Origin of the sequence: Streptomyces sp. AC555_RSS877 (genome assembly GCF_019049245.1) — a bacterium.
Lineage (GTDB): Bacteria > Actinomycetota > Actinomycetes > Streptomycetales > Streptomycetaceae > Streptomyces.
Genome location: NZ_JAGMUK010000054.1, coordinates 184099 through 210739 on the forward strand (window position 1 = coordinate 184099; position 26641 = coordinate 210739).

Sequence of the window (26641 nt, forward strand, 5' to 3'; positions counted from 1 at the left end):
CGCGAAGCGATTCCCGCGTTGCCGCACATCGTGACCGACCGGCGCCGTACGGTGGTCGAGGCGGCACAGATCTCGCGGAGCCGTGGGGAGAGAGGGCCTGGGCCATGAACCGTGGCACCGAGAGGGACGCACCTCCCAGCCCCGGAGCTGGGAGCGGTGCGGCGGAGCGAGCACCGTCCGGCCGTATCCCGCTGGCCGTGGTCGTGGTGGACCACGGCGGCCTGGTCTCGCACTGGAGCACGGGGGCGCGCCGCCTGTTCGGCGCCACCAAGGAGGAGGCGATCGGCCGGTTCGCGGTCGATCTGCTGCCCGTCTCCGGAGCGCTGCCCGAGGAGGACGAGGTCGCGCCCTACGGGGCGTACGCGGCCTACGACGGCCTCGGACCCGACCTGGAGACGTCCCTTGACGGCAGGCTGTCCTACCCGGCCGCAGGCCGCGCCCGCCTCGCCGTGGGGGACCTCGACCGCATCGACGTCCTGTGGTGGGCCTACCCGCTGGTCGGCCCCGGGCGGGAGCGCCTGCTGGTCCTCGCCGCAGACGCGGCCGGACTGCGGCCCGACCACGCCGACGAGGACACCCAGGACCTGGCCTTCGAGCGGATCGCGCCCGGCTTCGCGCTGCACACCGACTTCCCGGGCGCCGACGAACTGGCCCGCCGGCTCCCCGAGATCCTGCCCAGCATGAGCGTCGACGAGGGCGCGCGCATCGCCGGACAGGTCCTCGAACTGGGTTATCCCGTCCTGGAGTTCAGTCAGAACGACCGGGTGCCCGTGACCCCCGACTGGGGCGTGCCCCGGCGCACCGAGCGCAAGGCCCGCCGTGAACGCGCGGCCCGTGCCCTGGCCGAGGGGCGCCCCCTGCCGCAGGGCGTGGCCGACGAGGCGGAAGACCTCGAGTACACCGCCGTACGTGAGCGTCTGGAGTTCCTGAACGAGGTCAGCGGCCGGATCGGTACCTCCCTGGACCTGGCGAAGACCATCATCGAGGTCAGCAAGGCCGTCGTGCCGCGCTTCACCGACGTCGCCGGCACCTATCTGCGTGAACAGGTCGTCGCCGGCGAGGAGTTCTCCGAGGGGGTCCCGGACACCACCACCATGTGGCACCGGGTCGCCCTGGAGCACACCGACGAACCCGGCCGCTGGGACGACGTCGTGCCGGTCGGCGAGGCCATGCCGTTCCCCGCGCACACCCCGTTCTTCCAGTGCATGACCAGCGGCGAACCCGTCCTCGTGCCGCGCATCAGCGAGCCGATGGGCCACGCCATCGCCTCCCAGTTCGAAAAACGGGACATCCGGCCCCTCATCACGGGCCGCTCCATGCTGGTCGTGCCGCTCAAGGCACGCAACGTGGTCCTCGGCTTCATGATCCTGCTGCGGCACCCCGAGCGCGTCGAGTTCAACGACATGGACCGGGTCACCGGCGCCGAACTCGCCGCCCGCGCGGGCCTCGTACTGGACAACGCGCGCATGTACACCTACCAGGAGAGCGTCGCCGAGACCCTCCAGGACAGCATGCTGCCGCACATCCCGCCGCGCATGGCGGGCTGCGACATCGCCACCCGCTATCTGCCCGGCACCCTCCTCGGGCGCGTCGGCGGCGACTGGTTCGACTCCGTGAAACTGCCCGGTGCCCGCACCGCCCTGGTCGTCGGCGACGTCATGGGCCACGGCCTCAACTCGGCCGCCATGATGGGCCAGTTGCGGACGGCCGTACAGACCATGGCCGCCCTCGACCTGCCGCCCGCCCAGCTGCTGCGCAACCTCGACGACCTCGCCCAGCGCCTCGGCGACACCTACCTCGCGACCTGCCTGTACGCCGTCTACGACCCGATCGCGAGCGAACTGCACCTCGCCAACGCCGGTCACATCCCGCCCGTCGTGGTCCGTGCCCGGGACGGCGCCAGCGAGCTGCTCGACCTGCCGACGGGGGCGCCGATCGGCGTCGGCGGGGTGCCGTTCGAGGCGGTACGCGTGCGCGTGCAGCCCGGCGACCGGCTCGTGATGTGCACCGACGGCCTGGTGGAGGTGCGCGGCGAGGACATCGGCGTCGGCCTCGCCACGCTGTGCGAGTCCGCCGCGCACCCCGCCGCCTCCATGGACGACGCCTGCGACACGATCATCCGGGCCCTCAACACCCGCGGCGGCCGCAAGGACGACGTGGCCCTGCTGATGGCCCGCCTGAACGGCATCGAGCCCGACGACGTCGCCGAGTGGCGGCTCCCTCTCGACCCGGCCGAGGTGGGCCGGGCCCGCGCGGTGGTCCGCGAACAGCTCCACGCCTGGGGGCTCACGGGGCTCGCCGGTCCCGCCGAGCTCATGGTCAGCGAGCTCGTCACCAACGCCGTCCGGCACTCCCACAGCCGCCCCGTCGACCTGCGGCTGGTACGCGGCGACACCCTGCTGTGCGAAGTGGACGACGACGACCACGAGCTGCCGACCCTGCTGAGCGCGGGGCCGGGCGACGAGGCCGGGCGCGGTCTGCGGGTGGTGAGCACCCTCGCGCGCGAGTGGGGAACCAGCCGGACGAAGGCCGGCAAGACCGTGTGGTTCGAGCTGACGCTGCCGCGCCGCTGACCGTCCCAAGGGTGAGGGGGCGCGCGACGGCGTACTCGTCACGAACGACCCGTGGAGGAATGCGCCGCGCGCTTGTGGGCTTGACCTGGGCGCGATACACCGTACTGACCCGTCACTTGGGGGCGGGCGGCCTTCGCACCCTGGGGAGTTGCTCATGAGCGTGACGAGTCGGTACCGGGAGGCCTGGGAGGGCTTCTGGCGTGAGGCTTCCGGTGAACCCGGGGCCGTGTTCTGGGACGCGGAGCCGATCCTCACGGCCGGCGCCCATCTCGCCCTCTTCGAACCCCATCTGGTCGACCCCGGTCTGCCCCTGGTGGACCTCGGCTGCGGCAACGGCACCCAGACCCGGTTCCTCGCCGACCGTTTCCCGCACGTCCTCGGCGCCGACCTGTCCGCCGCCGCCCTCGACCACGCCCGGCGCGGCGACCCGGCGGGCCAGGCGTCGTACCGGGTGCTGGACGCGGCCGGCAAGGGCGAGGCGGAGACGCTGCACGCGGAACTCGGCGACGCCAACGTCTACATGCGGGGCGTCCTCCACCAGGCCGACCCCGACGACCGGCAGGCGCTCGTGGACGGGATCGCCGCGCTGCTCGGGGAGCGCGGCCGGGCCTTCCTGGTGGAACTCTCCGAGGCCGCCAAGCCCGTCCTCATGGGCCTGGCGCAGCGCCCCGAGGGCCCGCCGCCCAAGCTGGCGCCCGTCTTCCGGCACGGCATCGCGCCCGGCCAGGTCGCCGACGACGCGATCCCCGTCTATCTGAACGTGGCCGGGCTGAGCGTCCTGGCGAGCGGTGAACTGCCCCTCACCACCACCGAGTACCGGCCCGACGGCACCCGGATCGCCCTTCCGTCGAGGTGGCTGGTGGCGAGCCGCACGGTGTGACGCCCGCGGCGGTCGGGGCCACAGGGAACTCCCACCGGCGCGGAATCGTTGTCAACTCGCGGGATTGTCAACGTAGTTGTCGCGGCAGTTGTCAACGAAACCCACATCATGGAGGCGCCCACGATGACCCCGACCCACCCCCGCCCGACCCGGCGTGCCGTACTCGGCGGCGCCGCCCTGGCGGCCCTGGCCGTGACGGCCGGCGCCGGCACGGCGAGCGCCACCCCGAACGCCGCCTGGCCGACGGAGTTCCCCCTTCCGAACGGCTGGCTTCCCGAGGGCATCGCCATCGGAAGCAAGCCGTACGCGTACATGGGTTCCCGCGCCAACGGCGCGATCCACCGCACCGACCTGCGCACCGGAGAGGGCAAGATCCTCTTCGCCGGCGGCACCGGCCTGATCTCCGTCGGTCTCAAGGTCGACCACGACGGGCTGCTGTACGTCGCCGGGAACACGGGCGTCGCCCGGGTCCACGACTCGCGCACCGGTGAGCTCCTCGCGACGCACCAGCTCACCGAGGCCACCGGTCACTTCATCAACGACGTCACGCTGCTCGGCGACCGCGCCTGGTTCACCGACTCTCGCGACGCGGCCCTGTACGGGGTCCCGCGCGGCGGCCGGAAGGGCGACATCCGTACCCTGCCGCTCACCGGCGACTGGACGCAGCTACCAGCAGTCAACAACGCCAACGGCATCGTCGGCACCCCCGACGGCCGTGGCCTGATCGTGGTCAAGAGCACGCCGGGCGAGCTGTACAACGTGAACGTGAAGACGGGTGCCGCCACCAGGATCACGCTGGTCGGACAGGCGGACGTCGTCAACGGCGACGGCCTGTGGCGCACAGGGCGCACGCTGTACGTCGTACAGAACCGTCTGAACCTGATCAGCGTCTGGGACCTCGACGCCGAGGCCACCACCGCCACCCTGCGGAAGACGATCACCGACCCGCGCTTCGACGTGCCCACCACGGCCGCCCGCTTCGGTGACCGCCTCTATCTGGTCAACGCGCGCTTCACGACCACGCCGACGCCCGAGACGACGTACAACGCCGTCGCGGTCTCCGTCTGAGCCTGTACGGAAAGCGGTCCGTCCTCCGGTGCTTGGCGCCGGAGGACGAACCGCCCCGGTCAGCTCACCGCGCGGCCGCGGCGGTACGCCACCCAGCCCGCCGCCAGCAGTGCGGCCGCGATCGCGGCCACGGAGAGCACGGTGACGCCGGTGGAGGCGAGGCTGCCGCCCGCGGCCGAGGTCCCCGTCGTGCCGGTGCCGCCGGTCGCCGAGCCCGAGGTGCCTCCGGTCGCGCCGCCGGTCGTACCCGAGGAGCCGGAGCCGCCCGTGCCGCCGGTGTCACCGGTGCCGGGATCGGTGTCCACCGGGTCCCGCCCGACGAAGGAGACCGGGACCTTCACGTCCTGGGAGCGGTCGCCGGACAGGGTGTGGTCGGCACGGGTGGCGAGCACGCAGGTGGCCTTGAAGCAGTCGGTGAACTCGTCCTTGGCGTCCACGGTGAGCTCGACCTCGAAGGACCCGCCCTCCTCGTAGGGGACCGCCAACTCCTCGCCGTAGTCGGGCGGGTTGGAGGAGATCCACGCCGAGGAGTGGGACTCGCCGGACATGTCGACGCCGCCGATGCAGGGTGTGGGCAGCTCGCCTTCTCCGTTGTCGACGCACAGAGCGACGTAGATCCCCTTCTCCTCGTCGTAGCCGGAGCCGGTGATCTTCAGGGTCTGGTTCTCGGTGGCGAGGTGGTTGACCGGGGTGACGGTGAGCTTCTGGCCCTCGGGGCCGGTGACCGTCTTCGTGCCGGACGGCACGGAGTCCTCGTCGCCGCCGTCGTCACCGCCGCCGGTGTCGCCGTTGCCGGCCTCGGTGACGGTGAGGGTGAGCGGCGACGTGCGGGTCGTGCCGACGGAGTTGGTGAACTCGGCGCGGTAGCGGTAGCCGTCCTGCGTCGCCTTCGCCGTGAAGGAGTACGCGTTCTTCGTCGCGCCTTCGACCGCCGACCAGGTCTGGCCGCCGTCGTGGCTGACCTGCCAGCGCACGGTCGGCTCCGGGGTGCCCGCGGCGGCGGCGACGAACGTCACCTCGTCGCCCGGGGTGACGGACTGGTCGGTGGGGGACTGGGTGACCTCGGGGGAGACCCGGCGGTCGAGTTTGACGACCTTGCTCTCCGCCTGGTGGGTGAGGTAGACGGACGTGGCGCCCGGGGCGACCGCGAGGCCCGCGAAGGTGCCGGCCCGGCTGCCCGGCAGGGAGACCGGTTCGGCGGACTGCTGGAAAGTGGCGCCGTCGAACACCTGCAGCAAGCCGACGTTGTCCGCGCCGTTGTCGGCGTTGCCGTAGTCCTCCCGCAGGACGAAGGCCTCGCCGGTGGCCCGGTCGAAGCCGGCCGCCGTGGGCCTGTCGTTGCCGTTGCCCTTCAGGGTGGTGAGCAGCTTGGCGTCCTGGTCGAAGACGAGCACGTCGTCCCCGCTGCCCACCCAGACGTTGCCGGTCGCCGGGTCCGGTTCGACGAAGAACACGGACGCGGCCGGGAGTTCGGCCGTGTCCGTGACCGTGAAGGAGCCGGTGTCCACGCGGCGCAGCTGCCCGCCCGTGCCGCCGGCCGACCAGGCGGCCCGGTGGGCGGTGTCGACGCCGAGCAGGGCGCCGCCGTCGAGGGTGAGGGTGCGCTTGACGGTGCCGGTGGCGATGTCCAGCTCGGAGAGGGCGGGCCCCTGCGCGACCAGGACGGTCGAGGCGTCACTGCCCTCACCCGTGCCGGTGATCGTGGCGCCGGTCAGCCACACGCCCTTCGCCGCCGTGTCGCCGTCCTTGGCGGTGCCCACGCCTCGCAGGGGGTAGTGGAACACGACTCCGTCGCCGGACAGCGGGGCGACGACCTGGCGGACCACCCGGGCGGCCAGGGCGCCGGTGGAGCCGGGAGCCTGGGCGATGTGGCCGAGGACCCTGCCGTCCTTCGGGTCGAGGGCGTACAGACCCTGCTCGGCCACGTCCGCGGTGTCGACGATGTTGTCCGAACCGACGTACAGCTTTCCGGAGTCGGGGTGCAGCAGGAGGTCCAGCGGTCGGCCCGCGGCGGTGAACTCGGCCGACTTCACGTAGCCGACCGTGCCCGCCGGCACGTCCACCCCGTCCCCGCCGTCGTCTCCGTCGCCGGGGTCCTGGCCCTGGAAGGTGAGGGGGATGCGGACGTCCTGGGAGCGGTCGCCGGTGCCGTTGTGGTCGACGCGGGTGACGACCGAGCAGGCGACCTGGAGGCAGTCGAGGCCGCCGTCCGCGGCCTTGACCTCGAGCTCGACGTCGAAGGTGCCGCCCTCGCCCCACGGGATGGCGACCGTGCCGGCGCCTTCGTCCGGGGCGCCCTCCGGGATGATCCACTTCGAGGCGCCGCTGTCTCCCTCCTGGTCGGCGCCGCCGAGGCAGGGGGTGGGGATGCGGTTGTCGCCGTTGTCCTTGCACACGGCGACGTAGATGCCCTTGGTGTCGTCGTAGCCCTCACCGCTGACACGGAGGGTCTCGCCGGCCGGGTTCAGGTCGGCCGAGGCGGAGACGGTGAGCTTCTGGCCGTCCTTGCCGAGGGCCGTTTTCGGGGTGTCGGCGGCCTGGGCCGCCGAGCCGACGGTGACGGCCGTCACCGCGGCGGCCACCAGGGCGGCGGCGCCGAGGAGCGCCGCCGGGCGTCTGGGCCGGGGGCGTGCCGCCCGGCCCGGCCCGCTCCGGGCCGTCGTGTCGTCTGTCATGGGGAGTTCCTCACTTGTCGGTGCGCCCGGCACTCCGGTCGCGCGAGAGCCGGGCCCCGCGTGAGGGGCCCGGTCCGACGGGCGCCTACGGGAAGCTGATCGGGACGTGGACGTCGTACCTGCGGTCGTCGGTGTCGAAGTGGTCGGCACGCGTGACGACGGCGCAGGTGACGTCGTCGCCGCAGACCTGGCCGTTGTCGAGGGTGGCCTTGACGTAGATCTGCACGCTGAAGGTGCCGCCGGAGCCGAACCGGGAGCTGTTCGCGAACAGGCCGCCGAAGGTGTTGTTGATCCAGTGGGAGGCGCCGGTGGAGCCGTCCTCGTCCTGGCCGCCCAGGCACGGGGTGGGCTTGTTCACGCCCGGTGCGCCGTCGACCACGCACAGGCCGACGTAGACGCCCTGGCCGGTGTTGAAGCCGGAGCCGGTGACGGTGATGACCTGGCCTCCCGCCGCGGCTGTGTCCGAGGCGGTCACCGACAGGTTGTAGGTGGTGCTTCCGTCGACGATCGTGCGCGTCGAGGTGGCCGCGGAGGCCGAGGTCGCCAGGCCCAGGGTGAGGGCGGCGGAGGCGGCGACGGCGAGGGCGGCCCGGGCGGCGGTGCGGGGGGAGGGAACGGCTCTCATGGCGAGCCACCTTTCTCGGTGCTTCGGAACCCGCTGGGGGTTAGGTAAGGCAAACCTAAGTATGACGTCCCGGAGCTTGTCAACAGAGGGAAGACGCTGCGAACTCCCGCCGTCCTCAAGGGAATTGGGCATGCCGAGGAGCGGACCGAGCGGCCCGCTCCTCGTTACGGATGCGCTCCTGCCCACCGCCGGATCAGTCCGAGGCCAGGACCTCGAACCGGGCGGCGGCCCTGCGCTCCCCCAGGACGCTGTACAGCTCGACGCCGTGCGCGCCCTCGGCGGCCGTCGCGTACACCGGGAAGACGCGGGAGACGCGGCCCTCCTGGTCGGCGACCGCCTGGTACCGGGTGTCCGCGTCGATCGCTACGAGCACCACCTCGCCCGGCTCGAAGCCCGCGCCGGTGACCTCCTGTTCGGCCCCGGCCGTCACGCCGGGCCGGGTCAGTGCCGCCGAGGGTGTTGCCCGCTGCTGTTTCTCCGGCGCGGCGCTCGGCGACGGCTGCCGGGTCGGGTCCGGCCGCGCCGGCACCTCGGGAGTCCCGCCGGCCCCGGTTCCCACGGTCACGTCGAGCAGGCCGAGGCCGTCCCCCGCCGCGAACTGCCGTCCGCTCCACTCCGACAGCAGGCGCGCGCCCTCCGGGGTGAGCGAGGCCCGCAGCCCCGTCCATGTCACACCGCCGGTGCGTACGGCAGGTGCGGCCTCGCCCAACGCCACCTTCGCCAGGGCGAGTTCACGGGCGGTTCCGCCGTCGGCGGCGGTCCGTGAGTAGAGCGCGCCGGCGTCGCTCCCCAGTTCCAGCCGCAGTCCGCCGAGCGTGAGGGGCGGCACGGTTCCGGCCGACTGCGCGAGCTGGGCCGTACCGGACAACTCGACCTCGGCGTCACCGGTTCCGGGATGCGCGCCGCCGCCGGTGGCCGGGAACCACGTGCGGTCCGCGGATCCTCGTACGGCGGGCCCGGCGCCGTGGAACGACACGCCCCGGTCGGCCAGTTCCGCATCGGCCGTGGACCAGCTCACGAATCCTCCGGACACCTCGCGGGGGAACGCCTGGCCGTCCTGTGCGGCCGCCGGGCCGGAGCAGAGCAGCGCGAGCAGGGCGCCGCCCGCCAGAGCGGCGGCGCCGGGTCTCTTCACCATCTTCGGTTCTCCCTCTGGGAAGTGAGGTGATGTGAGGTGGAGTCGCTGTCGGCGAGCCCCTGGACGCCCGCCGTCAGCCGGCGCTCGCACCGCCCGCCTGTCCGGCACGGCGCCTGCGCGCCCAGAACCAGGTGCCGGTGCCGGCCGCGACCAGTCCGGCCGCGGTGAGCCCGGTCGTCAGGGCGGCGGAGCCGGTACTGGCCAGCGGCCTGCCTGATGTCGTGTCGCCGGTGTCGCCGCTGTCGCCGATGCCGCCGGTCGTGCCGCCGCCGGGCGTGCCCGCACCGGCCGTCGCGCCGGGCGTTGCCGAAGCGGCCGTGTGGTCGCTGGACGCGCTCCCGCCGCTGCCGCCGAACGCCACCGGGATGCGGACCGTCTGGGTCTGGTCGCCGCCGCGGGTGTGGTCGTTGCGGGTGATCACCGCGCAGCTCACGCCGGTCTTGGTGCAGTCGGTGTTCGCGTCCTTCGCGCGCACCTTGAGCCGCACGCTGAAGGTGCCCTGGTGTCCACTGCCTCCGTACGGCTCGGCCAGGCCCTCGCCGTACGACGGCGGGTTGGAGGAGATCCACGCGGACGCCCCGGACTCGCCGGACATGTCGACGCCGCCGACGCACGGCGTGGGCGTTTTGCCGGCGCCGTTGTCCACGCAGAAGGCGACGTAGATGCCCTTCTCGGTGTTGTAGCCGGTGCCGGAGACCGTCACCGTCTCGCCCGCCGGGTCGAGGCCGACGGCCTGGGAGACGGTGAGTTTCTGTCCCTCGGGTCCGGTCGCCGACGTGCCCGCGGCCATCGCGGGCGAAGCCGTGGAAAGCGTCAGAGCGATCGCCGCGAGGACGGCCGCTCCCGCAACTCGCCTGCCGCGCAGGCTACTTGACCCATTCACGTCACACCCCCACCAAGAGTTATTAAGGTAAACCTAACCTAAGCTACCGATCAACTGCATGGGCACAGGAGAACCGAAAGGCCGAGCGATGCGTATGTCCGGAAGACCCCAACCATCCCGGCGGCGACGGGGTTTCGCCCCTGCCGTCCTGGCCCTCGCACTGCTGACGGCCGCCTGCGGCGGCGGCGCGTCCGGCGCGTCCTCCCCGGGCGCGGACGCGTCCCCGGCGTCCGCGAGTGAGCGCGCCGCGGCGGCCGAGAAGCAGCTCGCGAAGAACACCCTCGTGCCCCTCGAAGGCAAGGTGCCCACCCCCGAGCTGCCGGTGACCGTCGACTCGTCCGACGGACGCGAGGTCACCGTGCGGGACGCCTCGCGCATCCTGCCGCTCAACGGCGGTGTGGCGGAGATCGTGTTCACGCTGGGACTCGGCGACCGGGTCGTCGGCCGTGACATCACCGCCACCTTCGCGGAGGCCGAGAGGCTTCCGCAGGTCACCAAGGCGCACGACGTGAGCGCGGAGAGCGTGCTGTCGCTACGGCCCACCGTGGTGCTGGCCGACACCGACACCGGGCCCCGGGAGGCCGTCGACCAGATCCGGGACGCCGGCGTCCCGGTCGTCGTCCTCGACCCGGCCACCGAGCCGGCCGACGTGTCCACCCGCACCACCCGCATCGCCGAGGCCCTCGGCGTCCCCGCGGCGGGCAAGGCCCTCAACGCCCGCATCGAGACCGAACTCGCGGCGGCGAAGGCGGCCGTTCCCGAGGGCAGCAGGCCCAAAGTGGCCTTCCTGTACATGCGCGGCAGCGCGGCCGTCTACCTCATGGGCGGCAAGGGCTCAGGCGCCGACGCGCTGATCGACGCGGCCGGCGCGGTGGACGCGGGCGTCGAGGCCGGCCTGGACAAGCCGTTCACGCCCCTCACCAGCGAGGCCCTGGTCTCCGCACAACCCGAGGTGATCCTGATGATGGACAAGGGCCTCGAGTCGGTCGGCGGCGTGGACGGACTCGTCGACATCCCGGGCATCCGCGAGACGCCGGCCGGCGCGAACCGCCGGATCGTCACGCTGGAGGACGGGGTCCTGCTGAGCTTCGGGCCGCGGACGCCCCTGGTGATCGACATCCTCGTCGACCGGATCCACGCGAAGTGACGACGTCGAGCCGGACGAACGCGCGAACGCGCCGGTCGTCCGGACCGACTGCCCCACCGGGAGACCCGTGGTACGTCGCTGCGGCCACGACCGGCCCCGGGAGCGCCGGCTTCCTGGCCGGTTCCCCTCCCGGCGCGTAACGTGACGGGGCATGAAGATCCTGATCAGCGCCGACATGGAGGGCGCCACCGGGGTGACCTGGCCGGCCGACGTACTGCCCGGCACACCGCAGTGGGAACGGTGCCGCTCGATGTTCACCTCGGACGTCAACGCCGCCGTCCTGGGGTTCTTCGACGGCGGCGCGGACGAGGTCCTCGTCAACGAGGCCCACTCGACGATGCGCAACCTCCTCCTCGAACAGCTCGACGAGCGGGTGGAGATGCTCACCGGGCGGCACAAGTCCCTGTCCATGGTCGAGGGTGTGCAGCACGGCGACGTGGACGGCATCGCCTTCGTCGGCTACCACGCGGGCGCCGGCATGGAGGGCGTCCTCGCCCACACCTACCTCGCCAACTCCATCACCGGCGTGTGGCTGAACGACGTACGGGCGAGCGAGGGACTCCTCAACGCCCACGTCGTCGCCGAGTACGGCGTGCCCGTCGTCCTGGTCACCGGCGACGACGTGGCCTGCGAGGACGCCCTCGGTTACGCCCCCGAGGCGCTGAAGGTCGCCGTCAAGGACCACGTCTCGCGGTACGCGGCCGTGTGCCGTGCACCGGCCAGGACCGCCGCCGACATCCGGGCCGCGGCGAAGGAGGCGGCCGGGCTGGCCGTGCGACAGAATCCGGTCGACGGTGGACCGTATACAGTCGCCCTCGAATTCGACGCGGAGCATCTGGCGATGGCCGCCACCGTCGTGCCGGGCGTGGCGCGTGTGGGGGAGCGGAAGGTGGCGTACACCAGCGGCACCATGTACGACGGGATCCGCGCCTTCAAGGCGGTCACCACGATCGTCTCGGCCGCGGTGGAGGAGCAGTATGGCTGACCAGCCCGAGCGGCAGGCACTGGACGAGGTCGTCGAGTTCACCTCCGACCTCATCCGCATCGACACCACCAACCGGGGCGGCGGCGACTGCCAGGAGCGGCCCGCCGGCGAGTACGCCGCCGCGCGGCTCGCCGAGGCAGGCCTGGAGCCCAACCTCCTCGAGCGCACCAAGGGCCGTACCAACGTCGTCGCGCGGATCGAGGGCACCGACCCGTCCGCCGACGCGCTGCTCGTCCACGGTCACCTCGACGTGGTGCCCGCCGAGGCACGGGACTGGAGCGTGCACCCCTTCTCCGGGGAGATCCGCGACGGGGTCGTCTGGGGGCGGGGCGCGGTCGACATGAAGAACATGGACGCGATGATCCTCGCCGTGGTGCGGGACTGGGCCCGGCAGGGCGTGCGGCCCCGGCGGGACCTGGTCATCGCGTTCACCGCCGACGAGGAGGCCAGTGCCGAGGACGGCTCCGGATTCCTCGCCGACGAGCACCCCGCGCTGTTCGAGGGCTGCACGGAGGGCATCAGCGAGTCGGGAGCGTTCACCTTCCACGACGGGAGCGGGCGGGAGCTCTACCCGATCGCGGCCGGTGAACGGGGCACGGCCTGGCTGAAGCTCACCGCGCGCGGCCGTGCCGGGCACGGCTCCAAGGTGAACCGGGAGAACGCCGTCACGCGTCTCGCCGCCGCCATCACCCGGATCGGCGAGCACGAATGGCCGCTGCGGCTGACCCCGACCGTGCGCGCCGCGCTCACCGAACTCGCCGCGCTGTACGGCATCGAGACCGGCCTCGCCGACGCGGACGCGCTCCTCGACAAGCTCGGCCCGGCGGCCGCGCTGGTCGAGGCCACCGTGCGCAACAGCGTCAACCCGACCATGCTCGACGCCGGTTACAAGATCAACGTGATCCCCGGGGAGGCCGTGGCGTACGTCGACGGGCGCTTTCTCGCCGGTGCCGAGGGCGAGTTCCGCACGACTCTTGACCGGCTCACCGGACCTGACGTGGAGTGGGAGTTCCAGCACCGGGAAGTGGCTCTGCAGGCGCCGGTCAACTCGGCGACGTACGCCGGAATGAGGGCCGCCGTCGAGGAGTTCGCGCCGGAGGGGCACGTGGTGCCGTACTGCATGTCCGGAGGCACGGACGCCAAGCAGTTCTCGCGCCTCGGGATCACGGGCTACGGCTTCACGCCGCTCAAACTCCCGGAGGGCTTCGACTACCAGGCCCTCTTCCACGGGGTCGACGAACGCGTGCCCGTCGAGGCGCTCCACTTCGGCGTCCGGGTACTCGACCGCTTCCTGCGCACGGCCTAGGCACACATGGGGGACGAAGTGCGGACGCTGGCCTACGGTTCCTGGCCCTCGCCCATCGACGCGGCACTCGCCGCCGCGCACGACGGGCATCCCGAGTACGTCGGTTTCGTCGGCGACGAGGCGTGGTGGACCGAGCCGCGCCCCGCCGAGGGCGGCCGGCGCGCGCTGGTGCGGCGCGGCGCCGACGGTACCGAGGAGTCCGTGCTCCCCGCGCCGTGGAACGTGCGCAGCCGGGTGATCGAGTACGGCGGACAGCCCTGGGCCGGGGCTGTCGTCGACGGCGAACCGCTCGTCGTGTTCGTGCACTTCGCCGACCAGCGGCTGTACCGGTACCGGCCGGGCGGCACTCCGAGCCCGCTGACGCCGGTGTCCCCGGTCGGCGGCGGGCTGCGATGGGCCGATCCGCAGGTGCTGGCCGATCGCGGCGAAGTGTGGTGCGTGCTGGAGGAGTTCACCGGCGACGGGCCCGTCGACGTGCGCCGGGTGCTCGCCGCCGTCCCGCTGGACGGTTCGGCGGCCCAGGACCGGGACGGCGTACGCGAACTCACCGACGACCGGCACCGGTTCGTCACCGGGCCCCGCCTCTCGCCCGACGGACGGCACGTGGCCTGGCTCGCCTGGGACCATCCGCGCATGCCGTGGGACGGGACGGAACTGGTCCTCGCCGAGGTCGGCGAGGACGGCGTCTTCCACGGGGCACGGACGGTGGTCGGCGGGCCGGAGGAGTCCGTCGCCCAGGTCGAGTGGTCGACGGAAGGCCGTCTGCTGTATGCGGCCGACCGTACGGGCTGGTGGAACCTGTATGCGGTGGACGGTGTGCCGGATACGGGCGACGGTGGACCGCACACGCAACACGGTGGACCGCATGCGGGAGCCGGTGTACCGCTGTGCCCCCGCGACGAGGAGTTCGGCGGCCCCCTGTGGAAGCTGGGAAACCGCTGGTTCGTCCCGCTGGAGGGCGGCCTGATCGCCGTCGTGCACGGCCGTGGCGCCACCACCCTCGGGATCCTCGACCCGGAGACCGGCGAGGTCGTGGACGCGGCGGGCCCCTGGACCGAGTTCGCGCCCACCCTCGCGGTGCACGGCGAGCGGGTCGTCGCGGTCGGTGCCAGCCCGCGCAGCGCGTACGAGGTGGTGGAACTGGACGCCCGGACCGGACGGGCCCGGGTGGTCGGCGCCGCCCACGACGACGCCGTGGACCCCGCCTACTACCCCGAGCCACAGATCCGCACCTTCACCGGACCCGCCGGGCGCGACATCCACGCCCACATCTACCCGCCCCACCACCCGGGCTGCGTGGCACCGGGCGAACAGCCGCCGCCGTACGTCGTCCGGGCGCACGGCGGACCCACCGGCCGGGCTCCGCTCGTGCTCGACCTGGAGATCGCCTACTTCACCTCGCGGGGCATCGGCGTCGCCGAGGTCGACTACGGCGGCTCGTCCGGGTACGGCCGCGAGTACCGGGGCCGGCTGCGCGAGCAGTGGGGCGTGGTCGACGTCGAGGACTGCGCGGCCGTCGCGCTCGCCCTCGCCGACGAGGGCACCGCCGACCGCGACCGGCTCGCCGTGCGCGGCGGCAGCGCCGGCGGCTGGACCGCGGCGGTCTCGCTCGCCACCACCGACGTCTACGCCTGCGGCACGATCCTCTACCCCATCCTCGATCTGGCCGGCTGGGCGACGGGGGAGACCCACGACTTCGAGTCGCAGTACCTGGAGAGCCTGGTCGGGCCGTACGCCGAGGTGCCCGCCCGGTACGCGGAGCGCTCGCCCACCGAGCACGCCGACCGGATCGGCGTGCCCTTCCTGCTGCTCCAGGGGCTCGACGACGTGATCTGTCCGCCCGCACAGTGCGAGCGCTTCCTGGCCCGCATGGCGGGGCGCCGGGTGCCGCACGCCTACATCGCGTTCGAGGGGGAGGGGCACGGCTTCCGGCGGGCCGAGACGACGGTCCGGGCCCTGGAGTCCGAACTCTCCCTGTACGCACAGGTCTTCGGGCTGCATCCGCCCGGCATCCCGACACTGGAGCTCAGCACGTGAAGGAACTCGTACGGCCGTCCAGGCTCGCCCCCGGTGCGCGGGTGGCCGTCGTCGCGCCCAGCGGGCCGGTGGCGGAGGACCGGTTGCAGGCGGGGCTCGACATCCTGCGCGGCTGGGATCTGGATCCGGTGGTCGCCCCTCACGTGCTGGACGTGCACGACGAGCTGGGGTACCTGGCGGGCTCCGACACCGACCGCGCCGCCGACCTGCAGCAGGCCTGGTGCGACCCGTCCGTGGACGCGGTGCTGTGCGCTCGCGGGGGATACGGAGGCCAGCGGATGGTCGACCTCCTCGACTGGGAGGCGATGCGGGCGGCGGGACCGAAGGTGTTCGTGGGCTTCAGCGACAGCACCGCGCTGCACGAGGCGTTCGCCGTGCGCCTGGGCCTGGTCACGCTGTACGGGCCCGCTGCCGCCGGCGTCGACTTCGTGAAGAACTCCCGAGCGCAGGAACATCTGAGGGCCACGCTCTTCACCCCCGAGACCGTCGGCGCGATCACCTCCTTCGGTGTCCCCCTGGTGCCGGGGCGGGCCCGGGGCGTCACGATGGGCGGCTGCCTGAGGCTGCTCGCGACCGGTTACGGCACGCCCCACACCCGGGCCGGCGCCGGTGGCGGTCTGCTGCTGATCGAGGACGTCGGAGAGCGCGCGTACAGCCTCGACCGAAGCCTCACGCAACTCCTGCGCACCGGCTGGCTCGACGGAGTGCGGGGCATCGCCCTCGGCTCGTGGGACCGCTGCGGCCCGTACGAGGAACTGCGTCCGATGTTCGCCGACCGGCTCTCCGCCCTCGGCGTGCCCGTGCTGGAGGAGTTCGGCTTCGGGCACTGCGGCGGAGCACTGACCATCCCCTTCGGGGTGGCCGCCGCACTCGACGCCGAAGCGGGCACGTTGACGCTCGACGAACCGGCACTGCGCTGATCCCCCTCACCGGCACTCCTCAGGAAACAGCACTCCTCAGGAACACCAGTCCCGGCGGGTCGTAGGGTGGCGGGATGCCGCACAACGCCTCCCCCTATCTCACCGAAGGCCCCCGCGTGGGCATACGGCACTTCACCTACGAGGACGGTGCCGAGTTCACCGCCCGGGTCCGCGAGAGCAAGGAGCTGCATCATCCGTGGCTCTTCCCGCCGGACAGTGCGAGTACCTACGCGGCCTACGCCGGGCGGCTGATCGAGGATCCCACCAAGGCGGGGTTCCTGGTCTGTGAGAAACAGCAGGGGGGTGCCGTCGCGGGGTTCATCAACGTCAACAACATCGTCGAGGGCGGCTTCCAGTGCGGGGCGCTCGGATACGGGGCCTTCGCGCACGCCGCCGGGCGCGGGCTGATGCGGGAGGGGCTGGACCTCGTGGTGGGGTACGCCTTCGGGCCGATGCGGCTGCACCGGCTGGAGATCAACGCGCAGCCCGGCAACGCCGCGTCGATCGCGCTGGCCCGCAGCTGCGGATTCCGGCTGGAGGGCTTCTCGCCGGACATGATCTTCATCGACGGGGCCTGGCGGGATCACGAACGGTGGGCCGTCACCGCGGAGATGCGGGCTTCCGGGCGACCTGTGCGCCGACGCGGATGACCCACGCCGTGTGAGGCGCAGCGGGGGGAGCCACCGGCCGACAGCCGGCCGTGGACGGCTACACGCCGCCGCGGTCCACGTACTCGTACACCGCTCCGTCCGGATGCATGGCGATCAGGTTGCGGCCCGCCGGGGTGGGAACCGGGCCCGCGATGACGCGGGCGCCCAGCTCCGTCAGCACCCGGTTCGCCTCGTCGACGTCCTTGACGGCGATCGTCGCGGTGACCTTGCGCAGCACCTCCAGCTCGGCCTCCGGCCCGCTCATCAGCAGGAAGCAGCCCACCGCGGCGACCTGCACGCCGCCGCGTTCGAAACGGAGGGCTCTGCCGCCCGCCAGTCGCTCGTAGAAGGGGACCGCGGTCTCCAGGTCGTCGACGCATACGCGCAGCGTGGCTCCCAGAATGTCCATGGGAAGAGCCTAGTTGGGGCGGCGGGAAGAGCGAGATCGTTTCACATGATCCCCTCGTCCCGGCCCGTCGTCGCCGCACCCTGAGGGACCAGGCGCGCGAGCGGCGGCGGGCGACCCTGCCCGGAGCGTTACCCGCCGATGGCTGCGGGTACCCGGCGGTCATGGACCGCTTGGAGCATCTGGAGCATCTGGACAGGCACCTGGTCGACGAGCTGGCGCAGGTGGCGCGCGAGACCGTGCGCGACGAGCTGCGCGAGCAGACCCGCAAGCAACGCCGCAAGGCCATGCTGTACGGCGCGTCGGGCGCCGTCGCCCTGTACGCGGGCGCGGCCCTCGCGCTCGCCGTGGGACTGGCCCTCGCCATCGGTCTGCCGGACTGGGCCGCCGCCCTGGTCACCGCGGCGATCCTGGGCGTCGTGGCGTACGTACTGCGCGGCGCGGCCCGGCCCCACACGTCACGGCCCGCGCCCCGGCACGACGCGGATCTGCCCGAGGGCGGCGGGCAGCGGGTCGCCGGCGGCAGCGCACCGGGCGTTCCGCCGAGCGGGCTCGGCATGCCGTACCCGCCGATGCCGCCCACCGCGCCCGGCGTGGGCACCCCGGCGGCCGGCGGCACCGGAACCGAGGCGCCGCGCCGCGACGACGTCGACCCCGAGCAGCCGCACCACCGGGTGTGATGCAGCGTGCGCGGCTTTGGCAAGGGCTCACTGCCGAGGCACGGCAAGGTCGTCGTGGTGACCGGCGCCAGCGGCGGCGTGGGCCGGGCGACCGCCCAGGCCTTCGCCGCCCGAGGGGACAGGGTCGCCCTGCTGGCCCGCGGCCGCGAGGGCCTCGCCGCGGCGGCCGACGACGTGCAGCGGGCCGGCGGTGAGGCGCTCGTCGTCACCGTGGACATGGCCGACGCCAAGGCGGTCGACGACGCCGCCCAGAAGGTCGTCGACGCCTACGGGCACATCGACGTCTGGGTCAACAACGCCTTCGCCGGGGTGTTCGCCCCGTTCACCGAGATCACCGCGGACGAGTTCCGGCGGGTGACCGAGGTGACATACCTGGGCTATGTGTCCGGCACCCGGGCCGCGCTTCACCACATGCTGCCGCGCGACCGGGGCACGATCGTGCAGGTCGGCTCGACCCTCGCCTACCGCGGGGTTCCGCTGCAGTCCGCGTACTGCGGTGCCAAGCACGCCATCCAGGGCTTCAACGAGTCGCTGCGCTGCGAGCTGCTGCACACCGGCAGCGGGGTCCGCACCACGATGGTGCAGCTGCCCGCCGTCAACACCCCGCAGTTCGACTGGGTGTTGAGCCGGATGCCGGGCCGGGCACGGCCGGTCGCGCCGGTGTTCCAGCCGGAGGTCGCCGCACGGGCGATCGTGCACGCGGCCTCGCACGGGCGGCGGCGCGAGTACTGGGTCGGCGGGCCGACCGTGGCCGCGCTGATCGCCAACGCGGTCGTGCCCGGGGCGCTGGACCGCTATCTGGCGCGGACCGGGTTCGACGCGCAGCAGGACGAGCGGGCCGAAGGGGAGTACGGCAGTGGCCCCGGGAACCTGTGGGCGCCGGCGGACGGGCCGCACGGGCACGACTTCGGCGCGCACGGCCGCTTCGACGAGGAGTCGGCGTCCATCAGCCCCCAGGACTGGGCGTCCCGGAACCGTGGGCGGATGGGGGCGGGGCTGCTGGTCGCCGGAGGGCTGGGGGCCGTGGTGACCGCGGGGCTGCGCCGGGGCGCCGGGCGCCGTTGAGGAAGGTGGGCCGGCCCGGGGCGATCACGACGGACGGGCCGCCGCAGTCCTGTCGCCGGGCCGGATCCTCGGTCAGGAAGCCTGCTGGAGCTGCGGCAGCACCTTGGTGCGGTAGAAGTCGAAGAAGCCGCGCGTGTCCGGGCCGATCTGGTTGACGTAGACCGCGTCGAAGCCGGCGTCGGCGAACTGCGCCAGTTCCGCCACGTGTTCGTCCACGTCGTCGCCGCACACCCGGTTCTCCCGGACCATGTCCTCGGTGACCAGCGTCTGCGCCTGCTCGAAGTGCTTCGGCGAGGGCAGCACCTGGCTCAGCTCACCGGGCAGCTGCTCGTTGGCCCACAGCCGGTGCACGGTGCGTACGGCCTCGTCCTTGTCGGTGTCGTAGCAGACCTTGGTGCCGCCGCTGACCCGCTTTCCGCCGCCGCCGCCCTTGCGGTACTGCTCCACCATCGACGCGTCCGGCATCATCGTGATGTAGCCGTCGCCGACCCGGGCCGCCAGTTTGGTCGCCGCCGGGCCGAAGCCGGAGATGTCGATCGGGACGGGCTCGTCCGGGACGGTGTACAGGCGGGCGTTCTCCACCGTGTAGTGCGGGCCGTGGTGGTTGACCTCCTCGCCGGTGAACAGCCGGCGCATGATCTGGATGGACTCCTCCAGCATCTCCAGGCGTACGTGGGCGGGCGGCCAGGCGTCGCCGAGGACGTGCTCGTTGAGCGCCTCACCGCTGCCGACGCCCAGCCGGAAGCGGCCCTCGGTCATCACCGCGCTGGTCGCCGCGGCCTGGGCCACCACCGCCGGGTGGATGCGCACGGTCGGGCAGGTCACGGCCGTCTCGATGGGCAGGGACACGGCCTCGGACAGCGCGCCGATCACCGACCAGACGAAGGGGCTCTGGCCCTGCGCGTCGTTCCACGGGTGGTAGTGGTCGGAGATCCACAGCGACTGGAACCCGGCCTGTTCGGCCATCCGCGCCTGCTCGATGAGCTCCGCGGGACCGTACTGCTCGCACGAGAGGAAGTAGCCGTACTCGGGCATGGGGGGTGTGCCTCCACGAGGTGGGCGGATGGTTCGCCGTCCCGAGTACCCGGCCGTCCGGGCGGAAACCGGGCCCGCGCGGCCGGCGGCGCACGTTTGGGTGCCCCGGCCAGGGGGACGCGGAAGGCTCCCGAGGTACGCGACCAGCCCCGGAGGCGAACCGTGAGTCGACCCCGCATCGTGATCGTCGGCGCCGGCTTCGCGGGATACCGGACGGCCCGAGAACTGTCCCGGATGTCCCGTGGCAAGGCCGACATCACCCTGCTGAACCCGACCGACTACTTCCTTTACCTGCCCCTTCTGCCCCAGGTCGCCGCCGGGGTCCTGGAGCCTCGCCGGGTCACCGTCTCCCTGTCGGGCACCCTGCCGCGGGTGCGCCTGGTGCTCGGCGAGGCCGACGGGATCGACCTCGACGGGCAGACCGTGCACTACACCGGCCCCGAGGGCGGCGAGGGCACTCTGCCGTACGACCGGCTCGTGCTCGCCGTCGGCAGTGTCAACAAGCTGCTTCCGATCCCCGGGGTCGCCGAGCACGCGCACGGTTTCCGCGGTCTGCCCGAGGCGCTGTACCTGCGCGACCACGTCACCCGGCAGGTGGAGCTCGCCGCCGCGGCCGACGACCCGGAGAGCTGCGCCGCACGCTGCACCTTCGTGGTGGTCGGCGCCGGCTACACCGGCACCGAGGTCGCCGCGCACGGGCAGCTGTACACCGACGCGCAGGTGCGCAAGCACCCCCTGCGCCAGGGCATACGGCCCCGCTGGCTGCTCCTCGACGTCGCGCCGCGCGTCCTGCCCGAGCTGGACGAGCACCTGTCCCGCACCGCCGACCGCACCCTGCGGGAGCGGGGCGTGGAGGTGCGCATGGGGACCTCCGTGAAGGAGGCCACGCCGAACGGAGTGCTGCTGACGGACGGCGAGTTCGTCGAGACGCGGACGCTGGTGTGGTGCGTGGGCGTACGGCCGGATCCGCTCGTCGAGAGCACCGGGCAGCCCCTGGAGCGTGGCCGGATCATCGTCGACCCGTACCTCCAACTCCCCGGTCGGCCCGAGGTGTTCGCGTGCGGGGACGCCGCCGCCGTACCGGATCTGAACGACCCCGGGAAGTACACGCCGATGACCGCGCAGCACGCCTGGCGGCATGGCAGGACGGTGGCCCGCAACGTCGCCGCCTCGCTCGGCGTCGGGGAGAAGCGGCCCTACCGGCACAAGGACCTGGGGTTCGTGGTGGACCTGGGCGGCGCGAAGGCGGCCGCCAATCCGCTCGGCATCCCGCTGTCCGGGCCGGCCGCCGGTGCGGTCACCCGTGGCTACCACCTCGCGGCGATGCCGGGCAACCGGGTCCGGGTCGCCGCGGACTGGCTGCTGGACTCCGTACTGCCGCGTCAGGCCGTCCAGTTGGGGCTCGTACGGTCCTGGTCGGTGCCCCTGGACACGGCGTCGCCGGAGCTGCCACGGATGCCGGGCGGGCCGGAGCGGCGGCAGGACCGGCAGGACCGGCAGGTCAGGCAGGAAGCGGAGGCCCGGTCAGGGCCCGGCGCGGCGACGGCGGAGGACACGACGCCGACCCAGGCCCCGTCCGGACCGCTCTCCGAGCCCGAGGGCAGCCGACCCGGCGACGATCCGGCGAAGACCAGGCCGGGCCCGGAGCCGGCGAGGTATCAGCCGGGTCCCGAGCCCGCGAGGAATCAGCCGGGCCCGGAGCCCGCGAGGAATCGGCCGGGCCCGGAGCCGGCGAGGAATCAGCCGGGCCCGGAGCCCGCGAGGAATCAGCCGGGCCCGGAGCCCGCGAGGAATCAGCCGGGCCCGGAGCCGGCGAGGAATCGGCCGGGCCCGGAGCCGGCGAGGAATCGGCCGGGCCCGGAGCCCGCGAGGAATCAGCCGGGCCCGGAGCCCGCGAGGAATCAGCCGGGTCCCGAGCCCGCGAAGAACCAGCCCGGCCCCGCGCCCGCCGGGGAGCACCCCGCCGATGAGCTCCGCGACGCCCCCGGGCCCGTCCGGCGTACCGACGAAACCCCCGCTGAAGGAGACTCATGAACACCCGTGAACTCGTCGACCTGGCCCAGCAGTTGCGCGTCGACAGCGTGCGTGCCTCGGCCGCCGCGGGCTCCGGGCACCCGACCTCGTCGATGTCCGCCGCGGACCTGATGGCCGTACTCCTCGCCAACCACTTCCGCTACGACTTCGACCGCCCCGCCCACCCGGGCAACGACCGCTTCGTCCTGTCCAAGGGGCACGCCTCGCCCCTGCTGTACTCCGCCTACAAGGCGGCCGGTGTCGTCGACGACGAGGAACTGCTGACCTTCCGCAAGCTCGGCAGCCGGCTCGAAGGGCATCCGACGCCCCGGCAGCTGCCGTGGGTCGAGACGGCCACCGGCTCGCTCGGGCAGGGGCTGCCCGTCGGCGTGGGGATCGCGCTGTCCGGCAAGCGCCTCGACCGCACCGGATACCGGGTGTGGGTGCTGTGCGGGGACAGCGAGATGGCCGAGGGCTCGGTGTGGGAGGCCGCCGAGCACGCCGGGCACGAGCACCTCGACAGCCTCACCGCGATCGTCGACGTCAACCGGCTCGGCCAGCGCGGCCCGACCCGGCACGGACACGACCTCGACGCGTACGCGCGCCGCTTCCAGGCGTTCGGCTGGCACACCGTCGAGGTGGACGGCCACGACGTCGACGCGGTGGACCGGGCGTACGGCGAGGCGGTCTCCACCACGGGGCAGCCGACCGCGATCCTCGCCCGCACCCTCAAGGGCAAGGGTGTCGCCGACGTCGAGGACCGGGAGGGTCTGCACGGCAAGCCGCTGAAGAATGCCGACGAGGCCGTCGACGAGCTCGGCGGGGTGCGGGACATCCGCGTCGAGGTGCACGAGCCGCCGGCCGCCCGCATGCTGCACGCCGTACACGCCGGGCACCTGGAACTGCCGAGGTGGGACAGGGGCGGCGACGACGTGGCCACCCGCAACGCCTTCGGGCAGGCCCTCGCGGCGCTCGGCACGGGACGCGGTGACGTCGTCGCCCTCGACGGTGAGGTCGGCGACTCCACGCGCGCGGAGTTCTTCGCCAAGGAGCATCCCGACCGCTACTTCGAGTGCTACATCGCCGAACAGCAGATGGTCGCCGCCGCCGTCGGACTCGCCGCGCGTGGCTGGGTGCCGTACGCCTCGACCTTCGCCGCCTTCCTGACCCGGGCGTACGACTTCATCCGCATGGCGTCCATCAGCGGCTCCGGCATCAACCTGGTCGGCTCGCACGCGGGCGTCGCGATCGGCCAGGACGGGCCCAGCCAGATGGGTCTGGAGGACCTGGCGATGATGCGGGCGATCCACGGCTCGACCGTGTTGTACCCGTGCGACGCCAACCAGACAGCGCACCTGGTCGCCCAGATGGCGAACCTGGAGGGCGTCCGCTATCTGCGGACCTCGCGCGGTGAGAGCCCGGTGATCTACGGCCCCGACGAGGAGTTCCCGATCGGCGGCAGCAAGGTGCTGCGCTCCTCCGGCCAGGACCGGATGACGATCGTCGCGGCGGGCGTCACCGTGTCCGAGGCGCTGGCCGCCGCCGACGCGCTGGAGGCGGAGGGCATCCGGGTCCGGGTGATCGACCTGTACTCGGTCAAGCCCGTCGACCGGCGCACCCTGCGCCAGGCCGCCGAGGAGACCGGCTGCCTGGTGACCGTGGAGGACCACCGGGAGGAGGGCGGTCTCGGCGACGCCGTGCTCGACGCCTTCCTCGACGGGCGGCCCGTACCGCGGCTGGTGCGCCTCGCCGTCCGTACGATGCCCGGCTCGGGCTCTCCCGACGAGCAGCTGCACGCGGCGGGCATCGACGCCGAGTCGATCGCGGCGGCCGGGAAGCTGCTGGTGGAGGAGGCGGTCGTGCGGTGAGCGGCGACGGATCACGCACGGTCCGGGCGGGGCGGCGCACGGTGGAGGTGCACCGCCCGGACAAGGTGCTCTTCCCCGGGGACGGCGGCGCGAAGGAGTACACCAAGAGCGATCTCGTCGACTACTACCGGTCGGTCGCCCCCTTCATGCTGCCGCACCTGCGTGGCCGTCCGCTGATGCTGGAGCGGCACCCGGACGGCATCGACGGACCCCGGTTCATGCAGAAGAACACCCCGGAGAACTACCCGGAGTGGATCACCCGGGCCGAGCTGGCCAAGGAGGGCGGCACCGTCTGCCACACCGTGTGCGACGACACCGCCACCCTGCTCTACCTCGCCGACCAGGCCGCCCTCACCGTGCACCGCTGGCTGTCCCGCGTCGGGCGTGTCGACCGGCCCGACCGGATGGTCTTCGACCTGGACCCGTACGGGGACGCGGGAGATTCCGGGGGTGCCGGGAACGCCGGAGGCCCGTTCGCGGCGGTGCGCGAGGCGGCCGTGCTGCTGGGGGAGCTCCTCGACGAGCTGAAACTGCCCTCGGCGCTGATGACCACCGGCTCGCGAGGACTGCACGTGATCGTGCCGGTCGACGGACAGCACGACTTCGACGGGGTGCGGGCCTTCGCCCGGGACGTCGCCGACACCCTCGTCGCCGGCCACCCCGACCGGCTGACGACCGCGGCCCGCAAGAAGGAGCGCGGTGAGCGGCTCTACCTCGACGTGCAGCGCAACGCCTACGCGCAGACCGCGGTCGCGCCCTACACAGTCCGCGCCAAGCCGGGCGCGCCCGTGGCGACGCCCCTCTCCTGGAGCCAGCTGGACGACCCGGGTCTCGACGCCCGCCGTTGGACCATCGACGACGCCGTCGACCAGGCCCGCACGAACCCGTGGGCCGGTGTGATGACCCGGGGGAGGGCGCTCGGCCCTGCGAGACGTCGGCTGAACGCATTGCGTGGCTGACGCACGTACCACCTCTGAGCAGGCATGACGCCCCAGCTCTCGGACGCATGCCCGCTCGCAGGTTTGGCCAACGGCCGAGCGGCCACCCGGAGTTAGAGGTGGCCATGGCGAACACAAAGAGCACTTCAGAATCACAGAATTCACAAGATTCCCGCAAAACGGAAGAAAAGGACACGGAGCGCAACATGGCGGAAGACCGGCCGAACCCCATGGAGGTGCTGCGCCAGGCGCGTACCCAGCTGGCGGAGCTCACCGGCATGGCCGCCGAGAACGTCTCGTCCTTCGAGCAGACGGAGGAGGGCTGGTCGCTGGAGATCGAGGTTCTCGAACTCTCCCGCGTGCCCGACACGATGAGCCTGATGGCGAGCTACCAGGTCGAACTCGACCCACAGGGGCAGCTCACCGGCTACCGGCGCGTGCGCCGTTACGAGCGCGGGCGGGCCGACGCACACAGGCAGGGCGGTCGCTAGGCGACCACCCACCCCAGTACCCGTTCACCAGTCACAGACAAGGAGGCGCGGTCGACATGACCGTTGTCCCGGCCCAGCAGAGCGGCGGCGGAGGCGGCAGCAGCGGCCTCTACGACGTTCTGGAGCTCGTCCTCGACAGGGGTCTCGTCATCGACGCGTTCGTACGGGTCTCCCTGGTCGGCATCGAGATCCTGAAGATCGACATACGTGTCGTCGTGGCCAGCGTCGACACCTACCTGCGCTTCGCCGAGGCGTGCAACCGCCTCGACCTGGAGGCGGGCCCGCGCAAGAGCCCCGGCCTGCCCGACATGGTCGGCGAGATCACCGAGTCCGGCGCGCGCGGCAAGTCAAAGGGAGCGCTGTCCGGCGCGGCAGAGACCGTCTCCGGCGCCTTCAAGCAGGCCCGTGAGGAAGGCCAGACCGAGTCCAGGCCGCGTCCGCGCAAGTCGACGGCATCGCGCAGGAAGGAGGAAGAGGAGTGAGCACGTACGTCTACGGCATCACGGCCGCGTCTCATCCTTCGCTGCCCGAGGGCATGGGGGGTGTCGGCGAGCCGCCGCGTCCCGTGCGCATCCTGAAGGCGGGCGAGCTGGCGGCGGTCGTCAGTGACGCACCCGAGGGACTGCGCCCCAAGCGCAGGGACCTGCTCGCCCACCAGACCGTCCTGAGCGAGTCCGGCGCGGAGGGCTGCGTCCTGCCCATGCGGTTCGGCAGTCTCGCCCCCGACGACGACTCCGTCACCGGAGTGCTCAGCGAGCGCGCCGACCACTACCTGGAACGGCTGCGCGCCCTGGACGGCAAGGTCGAGTACAACGTGAAGGCCGTCCACAACGAGGAGGCCGTGCTGCACCGGGTGATGTCCGAGAACCCGGAGGTGCGCGCCCTGACCGAGGCCAACCGGCAGGCGGGCGGCGGCAGCTACGAGCAGCGGCTCCATCTCGGCGAGATGGTGGTGGCCGCGGTCAAGGCCCGGGAGGGCGAGGACGCGACCGACGTACGGCACACCCTGGAACCGGTCGCCGAGGCGGTGAGCGTGGGCCCCGAGTCCAGCGGCTGGCTCGCCAACCTCTCGTTCCTGGTGGCCCGCGACGAGGCCGCGTCCTTCCTGGCCGCGGTGGACCAGGTCCGCAAGGGCCACCCGCACCTCGAACTGCGCGTCAACGGCCCGCTGCCGCCGTACAGCTTCGTCGAGCCCGGCCCCGCCGAGCCCGCGGGCACCACCCTGGGCGCGGACCACGCGGAACACGCGGAGGAGTGA

General features: G+C 72.8%; 23 protein-coding genes. 17 read left to right on the top strand and 6 right to left on the bottom strand.

Features of this window, described 5'->3' with window-relative positions:
* Window positions 1-104: 104 nt before the first annotated feature.
* The 3 genes from KUM49_RS24405 (at window position 105) to KUM49_RS24415 (ending at window position 4521) form a co-directional block, all read left to right on the top strand.
* Window positions 105-2573 (top strand): SpoIIE family protein phosphatase, encoded by a 2469-nt coding sequence (locus KUM49_RS24405; RefSeq protein WP_217239059.1) that lies wholly within the window; start codon window positions 105-107, stop codon window positions 2571-2573.
* Between the two features lie 154 nt (window positions 2574-2727).
* Entirely contained in the window at window positions 2728-3453 is a 726-nt protein-coding gene (locus KUM49_RS24410) for a class I SAM-dependent methyltransferase (RefSeq protein WP_217239060.1), read from the top strand.
* Window positions 3454-3576: 123 nt separating this feature from the next.
* Window positions 3577-4521 carry an SMP-30/gluconolactonase/LRE family protein gene (locus tag KUM49_RS24415; RefSeq protein WP_217239061.1) on the top strand — a complete coding sequence of 315 codons (945 nt, stop codon included), beginning with the start codon at window positions 3577-3579 and terminating at the stop codon, window positions 4519-4521.
* A 59-nt stretch (window positions 4522-4580) separates the two neighbouring features.
* On the opposite strand, the gene KUM49_RS24420 is transcribed toward KUM49_RS24415, so the two are convergent.
* The 4 genes from KUM49_RS24420 to KUM49_RS24435 form a co-directional block, all read right to left on the bottom strand.
* Window positions 4581-7196, bottom strand: coding sequence for an immunoglobulin domain-containing protein (locus tag KUM49_RS24420; protein ID WP_217239062.1), 2616 nt, complete (start codon window positions 7194-7196; stop codon window positions 4581-4583).
* Between the two features lie 85 nt (window positions 7197-7281).
* Window positions 7282-7821 (bottom strand): hypothetical protein, encoded by a 540-nt coding sequence (locus KUM49_RS24425; protein ID WP_217239063.1) that lies wholly within the window; start codon window positions 7819-7821, stop codon window positions 7282-7284.
* Between the two features lie 193 nt (window positions 7822-8014).
* Window positions 8015-8959: an HtaA domain-containing protein gene (locus tag KUM49_RS24430; protein WP_217239064.1), complete on the bottom strand. Its 945-nt coding sequence runs from the start codon at window positions 8957-8959 to the stop codon at window positions 8015-8017.
* 73 nt (window positions 8960-9032) lie between these two features.
* Window positions 9033-9842 (bottom strand): LPXTG cell wall anchor domain-containing protein, encoded by an 810-nt coding sequence (locus KUM49_RS24435; protein WP_217239065.1) that lies wholly within the window; start codon window positions 9840-9842, stop codon window positions 9033-9035.
* An 88-nt stretch (window positions 9843-9930) separates the two neighbouring features.
* On the opposite strand from KUM49_RS24435, the gene KUM49_RS24440 reads away from it, so the two are divergent.
* The 6 genes from KUM49_RS24440 (at window position 9931) to KUM49_RS24465 (ending at window position 16887) form a co-directional block, all read left to right on the top strand.
* Window positions 9931-10989 carry a hemin ABC transporter substrate-binding protein gene (locus KUM49_RS24440; RefSeq protein WP_217239066.1) on the top strand — a complete coding sequence of 353 codons (1059 nt, stop codon included), beginning with the start codon at window positions 9931-9933 and terminating at the stop codon, window positions 10987-10989.
* Between the two features lie 151 nt (window positions 10990-11140).
* Complete coding sequence (locus tag KUM49_RS24445; RefSeq protein ID WP_217239067.1) at window positions 11141-11974, top strand: M55 family metallopeptidase; 834 nt, start codon at window positions 11141-11143, stop codon at window positions 11972-11974.
* A complete protein-coding gene (locus tag KUM49_RS24450) occupies window positions 11967-13280 on the top strand; it encodes a M20/M25/M40 family metallo-hydrolase (RefSeq protein ID WP_217239068.1) in 1314 nt (437 codons plus the stop codon). The genes KUM49_RS24445 and KUM49_RS24450 overlap by 8 nt, the downstream gene beginning before the upstream one ends.
* A 6-nt stretch (window positions 13281-13286) precedes the next feature.
* On the top strand, window positions 13287-15317 hold the full coding sequence (locus KUM49_RS24455) for a prolyl oligopeptidase family serine peptidase (RefSeq protein WP_217239069.1): 2031 nt from the start codon (window positions 13287-13289) through the stop codon (window positions 15315-15317).
* Entirely contained in the window at window positions 15314-16237 is a 924-nt protein-coding gene (locus tag KUM49_RS24460; protein WP_217239070.1) for an LD-carboxypeptidase, read from the top strand. Before KUM49_RS24455 ends, KUM49_RS24460 begins: the two co-directional genes overlap by 4 nt.
* A gap of 74 nt (window positions 16238-16311) precedes the next feature.
* Window positions 16312-16887 carry a GNAT family N-acetyltransferase gene (locus KUM49_RS24465; protein WP_217239071.1) on the top strand — a complete coding sequence of 192 codons (576 nt, stop codon included), beginning with the start codon at window positions 16312-16314 and terminating at the stop codon, window positions 16885-16887.
* Between the two features lie 58 nt (window positions 16888-16945).
* Here the strand turns inward: KUM49_RS24465 and KUM49_RS24470 are convergent, their stop codons facing one another.
* Window positions 16946-17296: a VOC family protein gene (locus tag KUM49_RS24470; protein ID WP_217239072.1), complete on the bottom strand. Its 351-nt coding sequence runs from the start codon at window positions 17294-17296 to the stop codon at window positions 16946-16948.
* A gap of 161 nt (window positions 17297-17457) precedes the next feature.
* Here KUM49_RS24470 and KUM49_RS24475 point away from each other — a divergent pair, with 161 nt between their 5' ends.
* Together KUM49_RS24475 and KUM49_RS24480 are read left to right on the top strand one after the other, a co-directional pair.
* A complete protein-coding gene (locus tag KUM49_RS24475; RefSeq protein WP_217239073.1) occupies window positions 17458-17973 on the top strand; it encodes a phage holin family protein in 516 nt (171 codons plus the stop codon).
* 6 nt (window positions 17974-17979) lie between these two features.
* Window positions 17980-19038, top strand: coding sequence for an SDR family oxidoreductase (locus tag KUM49_RS24480; RefSeq protein ID WP_217239074.1), 1059 nt, complete (start codon window positions 17980-17982; stop codon window positions 19036-19038).
* A gap of 72 nt (window positions 19039-19110) precedes the next feature.
* Here the strand turns inward: KUM49_RS24480 and KUM49_RS24485 are convergent, their stop codons facing one another.
* Window positions 19111-20073 (bottom strand): LLM class F420-dependent oxidoreductase, encoded by a 963-nt coding sequence (locus KUM49_RS24485; protein WP_217239075.1) that lies wholly within the window; start codon window positions 20071-20073, stop codon window positions 19111-19113.
* Window positions 20074-20235: 162 nt separating this feature from the next.
* Here KUM49_RS24485 and KUM49_RS24490 point away from each other — a divergent pair, with 162 nt between their 5' ends.
* The 6 genes from KUM49_RS24490 to KUM49_RS24515 all read left to right on the top strand — a co-directional run bounded on the left by KUM49_RS24490 (window position 20236) and on the right by KUM49_RS24515 (window position 26641).
* Window positions 20236-22107, top strand: a complete 1872-nt coding sequence (locus KUM49_RS24490) for an FAD-dependent oxidoreductase (RefSeq protein WP_217239076.1) — start codon at window positions 20236-20238, stop codon at window positions 22105-22107.
* A complete protein-coding gene (locus KUM49_RS24495; RefSeq protein ID WP_217239077.1) occupies window positions 22104-23954 on the top strand; it encodes a transketolase in 1851 nt (616 codons plus the stop codon). Before KUM49_RS24490 ends, KUM49_RS24495 begins: the two co-directional genes overlap by 4 nt.
* Window positions 23951-24913 carry a non-homologous end-joining DNA ligase gene (gene ligD / locus KUM49_RS24500; RefSeq protein ID WP_217239078.1) on the top strand — a complete coding sequence of 321 codons (963 nt, stop codon included), beginning with the start codon at window positions 23951-23953 and terminating at the stop codon, window positions 24911-24913. Before KUM49_RS24495 ends, ligD begins: the two co-directional genes overlap by 4 nt.
* A gap of 104 nt (window positions 24914-25017) precedes the next feature.
* A complete protein-coding gene (locus tag KUM49_RS24505; RefSeq protein ID WP_217239079.1) occupies window positions 25018-25383 on the top strand; it encodes a gas vesicle protein in 366 nt (121 codons plus the stop codon).
* Window positions 25384-25439: 56 nt separating this feature from the next.
* Entirely contained in the window at window positions 25440-25865 is a 426-nt protein-coding gene (locus KUM49_RS24510; RefSeq protein ID WP_217239080.1) for a gas vesicle structural protein GvpA, read from the top strand.
* Entirely contained in the window at window positions 25862-26641 is a 780-nt protein-coding gene (locus tag KUM49_RS24515) for a GvpL/GvpF family gas vesicle protein (RefSeq protein ID WP_217239081.1), read from the top strand. The genes KUM49_RS24510 and KUM49_RS24515 overlap by 4 nt, the downstream gene beginning before the upstream one ends.

Coding starts and splice junctions, on each gene's coding strand:
- KUM49_RS24405 (WP_217239059.1), top strand. CDS start 105: ATGAACCGTGGCACCGAGAGGGACGCACCTCCCAGCCCCGGAGCTGGG.
- KUM49_RS24410 (WP_217239060.1), top strand. CDS start 2,728: ATGAGCGTGACGAGTCGGTACCGGGAGGCCTGGGAGGGCTTCTGGCGT.
- KUM49_RS24415 (WP_217239061.1), top strand. CDS start 3,577: ATGACCCCGACCCACCCCCGCCCGACCCGGCGTGCCGTACTCGGCGGC.
- KUM49_RS24420 (WP_217239062.1), bottom strand. CDS start 7,196: ATGACAGACGACACGACGGCCCGGAGCGGGCCGGGCCGGGCGGCACGC.
- KUM49_RS24425 (WP_217239063.1), bottom strand. CDS start 7,821: ATGAGAGCCGTTCCCTCCCCCCGCACCGCCGCCCGGGCCGCCCTCGCC.
- KUM49_RS24430 (WP_217239064.1), bottom strand. CDS start 8,959: ATGGTGAAGAGACCCGGCGCCGCCGCTCTGGCGGGCGGCGCCCTGCTC.
- KUM49_RS24440 (WP_217239066.1), top strand. CDS start 9,931: ATGCGTATGTCCGGAAGACCCCAACCATCCCGGCGGCGACGGGGTTTC.
- KUM49_RS24445 (WP_217239067.1), top strand. CDS start 11,141: ATGAAGATCCTGATCAGCGCCGACATGGAGGGCGCCACCGGGGTGACC.
- KUM49_RS24450 (WP_217239068.1), top strand. CDS start 11,967: ATGGCTGACCAGCCCGAGCGGCAGGCACTGGACGAGGTCGTCGAGTTC.
- KUM49_RS24455 (WP_217239069.1), top strand. CDS start 13,287: ATGGGGGACGAAGTGCGGACGCTGGCCTACGGTTCCTGGCCCTCGCCC.
- KUM49_RS24465 (WP_217239071.1), top strand. CDS start 16,312: ATGCCGCACAACGCCTCCCCCTATCTCACCGAAGGCCCCCGCGTGGGC.
- KUM49_RS24470 (WP_217239072.1), bottom strand. CDS start 17,296: ATGGACATTCTGGGAGCCACGCTGCGCGTATGCGTCGACGACCTGGAG.
- KUM49_RS24475 (WP_217239073.1), top strand. CDS start 17,458: ATGGACCGCTTGGAGCATCTGGAGCATCTGGACAGGCACCTGGTCGAC.
- KUM49_RS24485 (WP_217239075.1), bottom strand. CDS start 20,073: ATGCCCGAGTACGGCTACTTCCTCTCGTGCGAGCAGTACGGTCCCGCG.
- KUM49_RS24495 (WP_217239077.1), top strand. CDS start 22,104: ATGAACACCCGTGAACTCGTCGACCTGGCCCAGCAGTTGCGCGTCGAC.
- KUM49_RS24505 (WP_217239079.1), top strand. CDS start 25,018: ATGGCGAACACAAAGAGCACTTCAGAATCACAGAATTCACAAGATTCC.
- KUM49_RS24510 (WP_217239080.1), top strand. CDS start 25,440: ATGACCGTTGTCCCGGCCCAGCAGAGCGGCGGCGGAGGCGGCAGCAGC.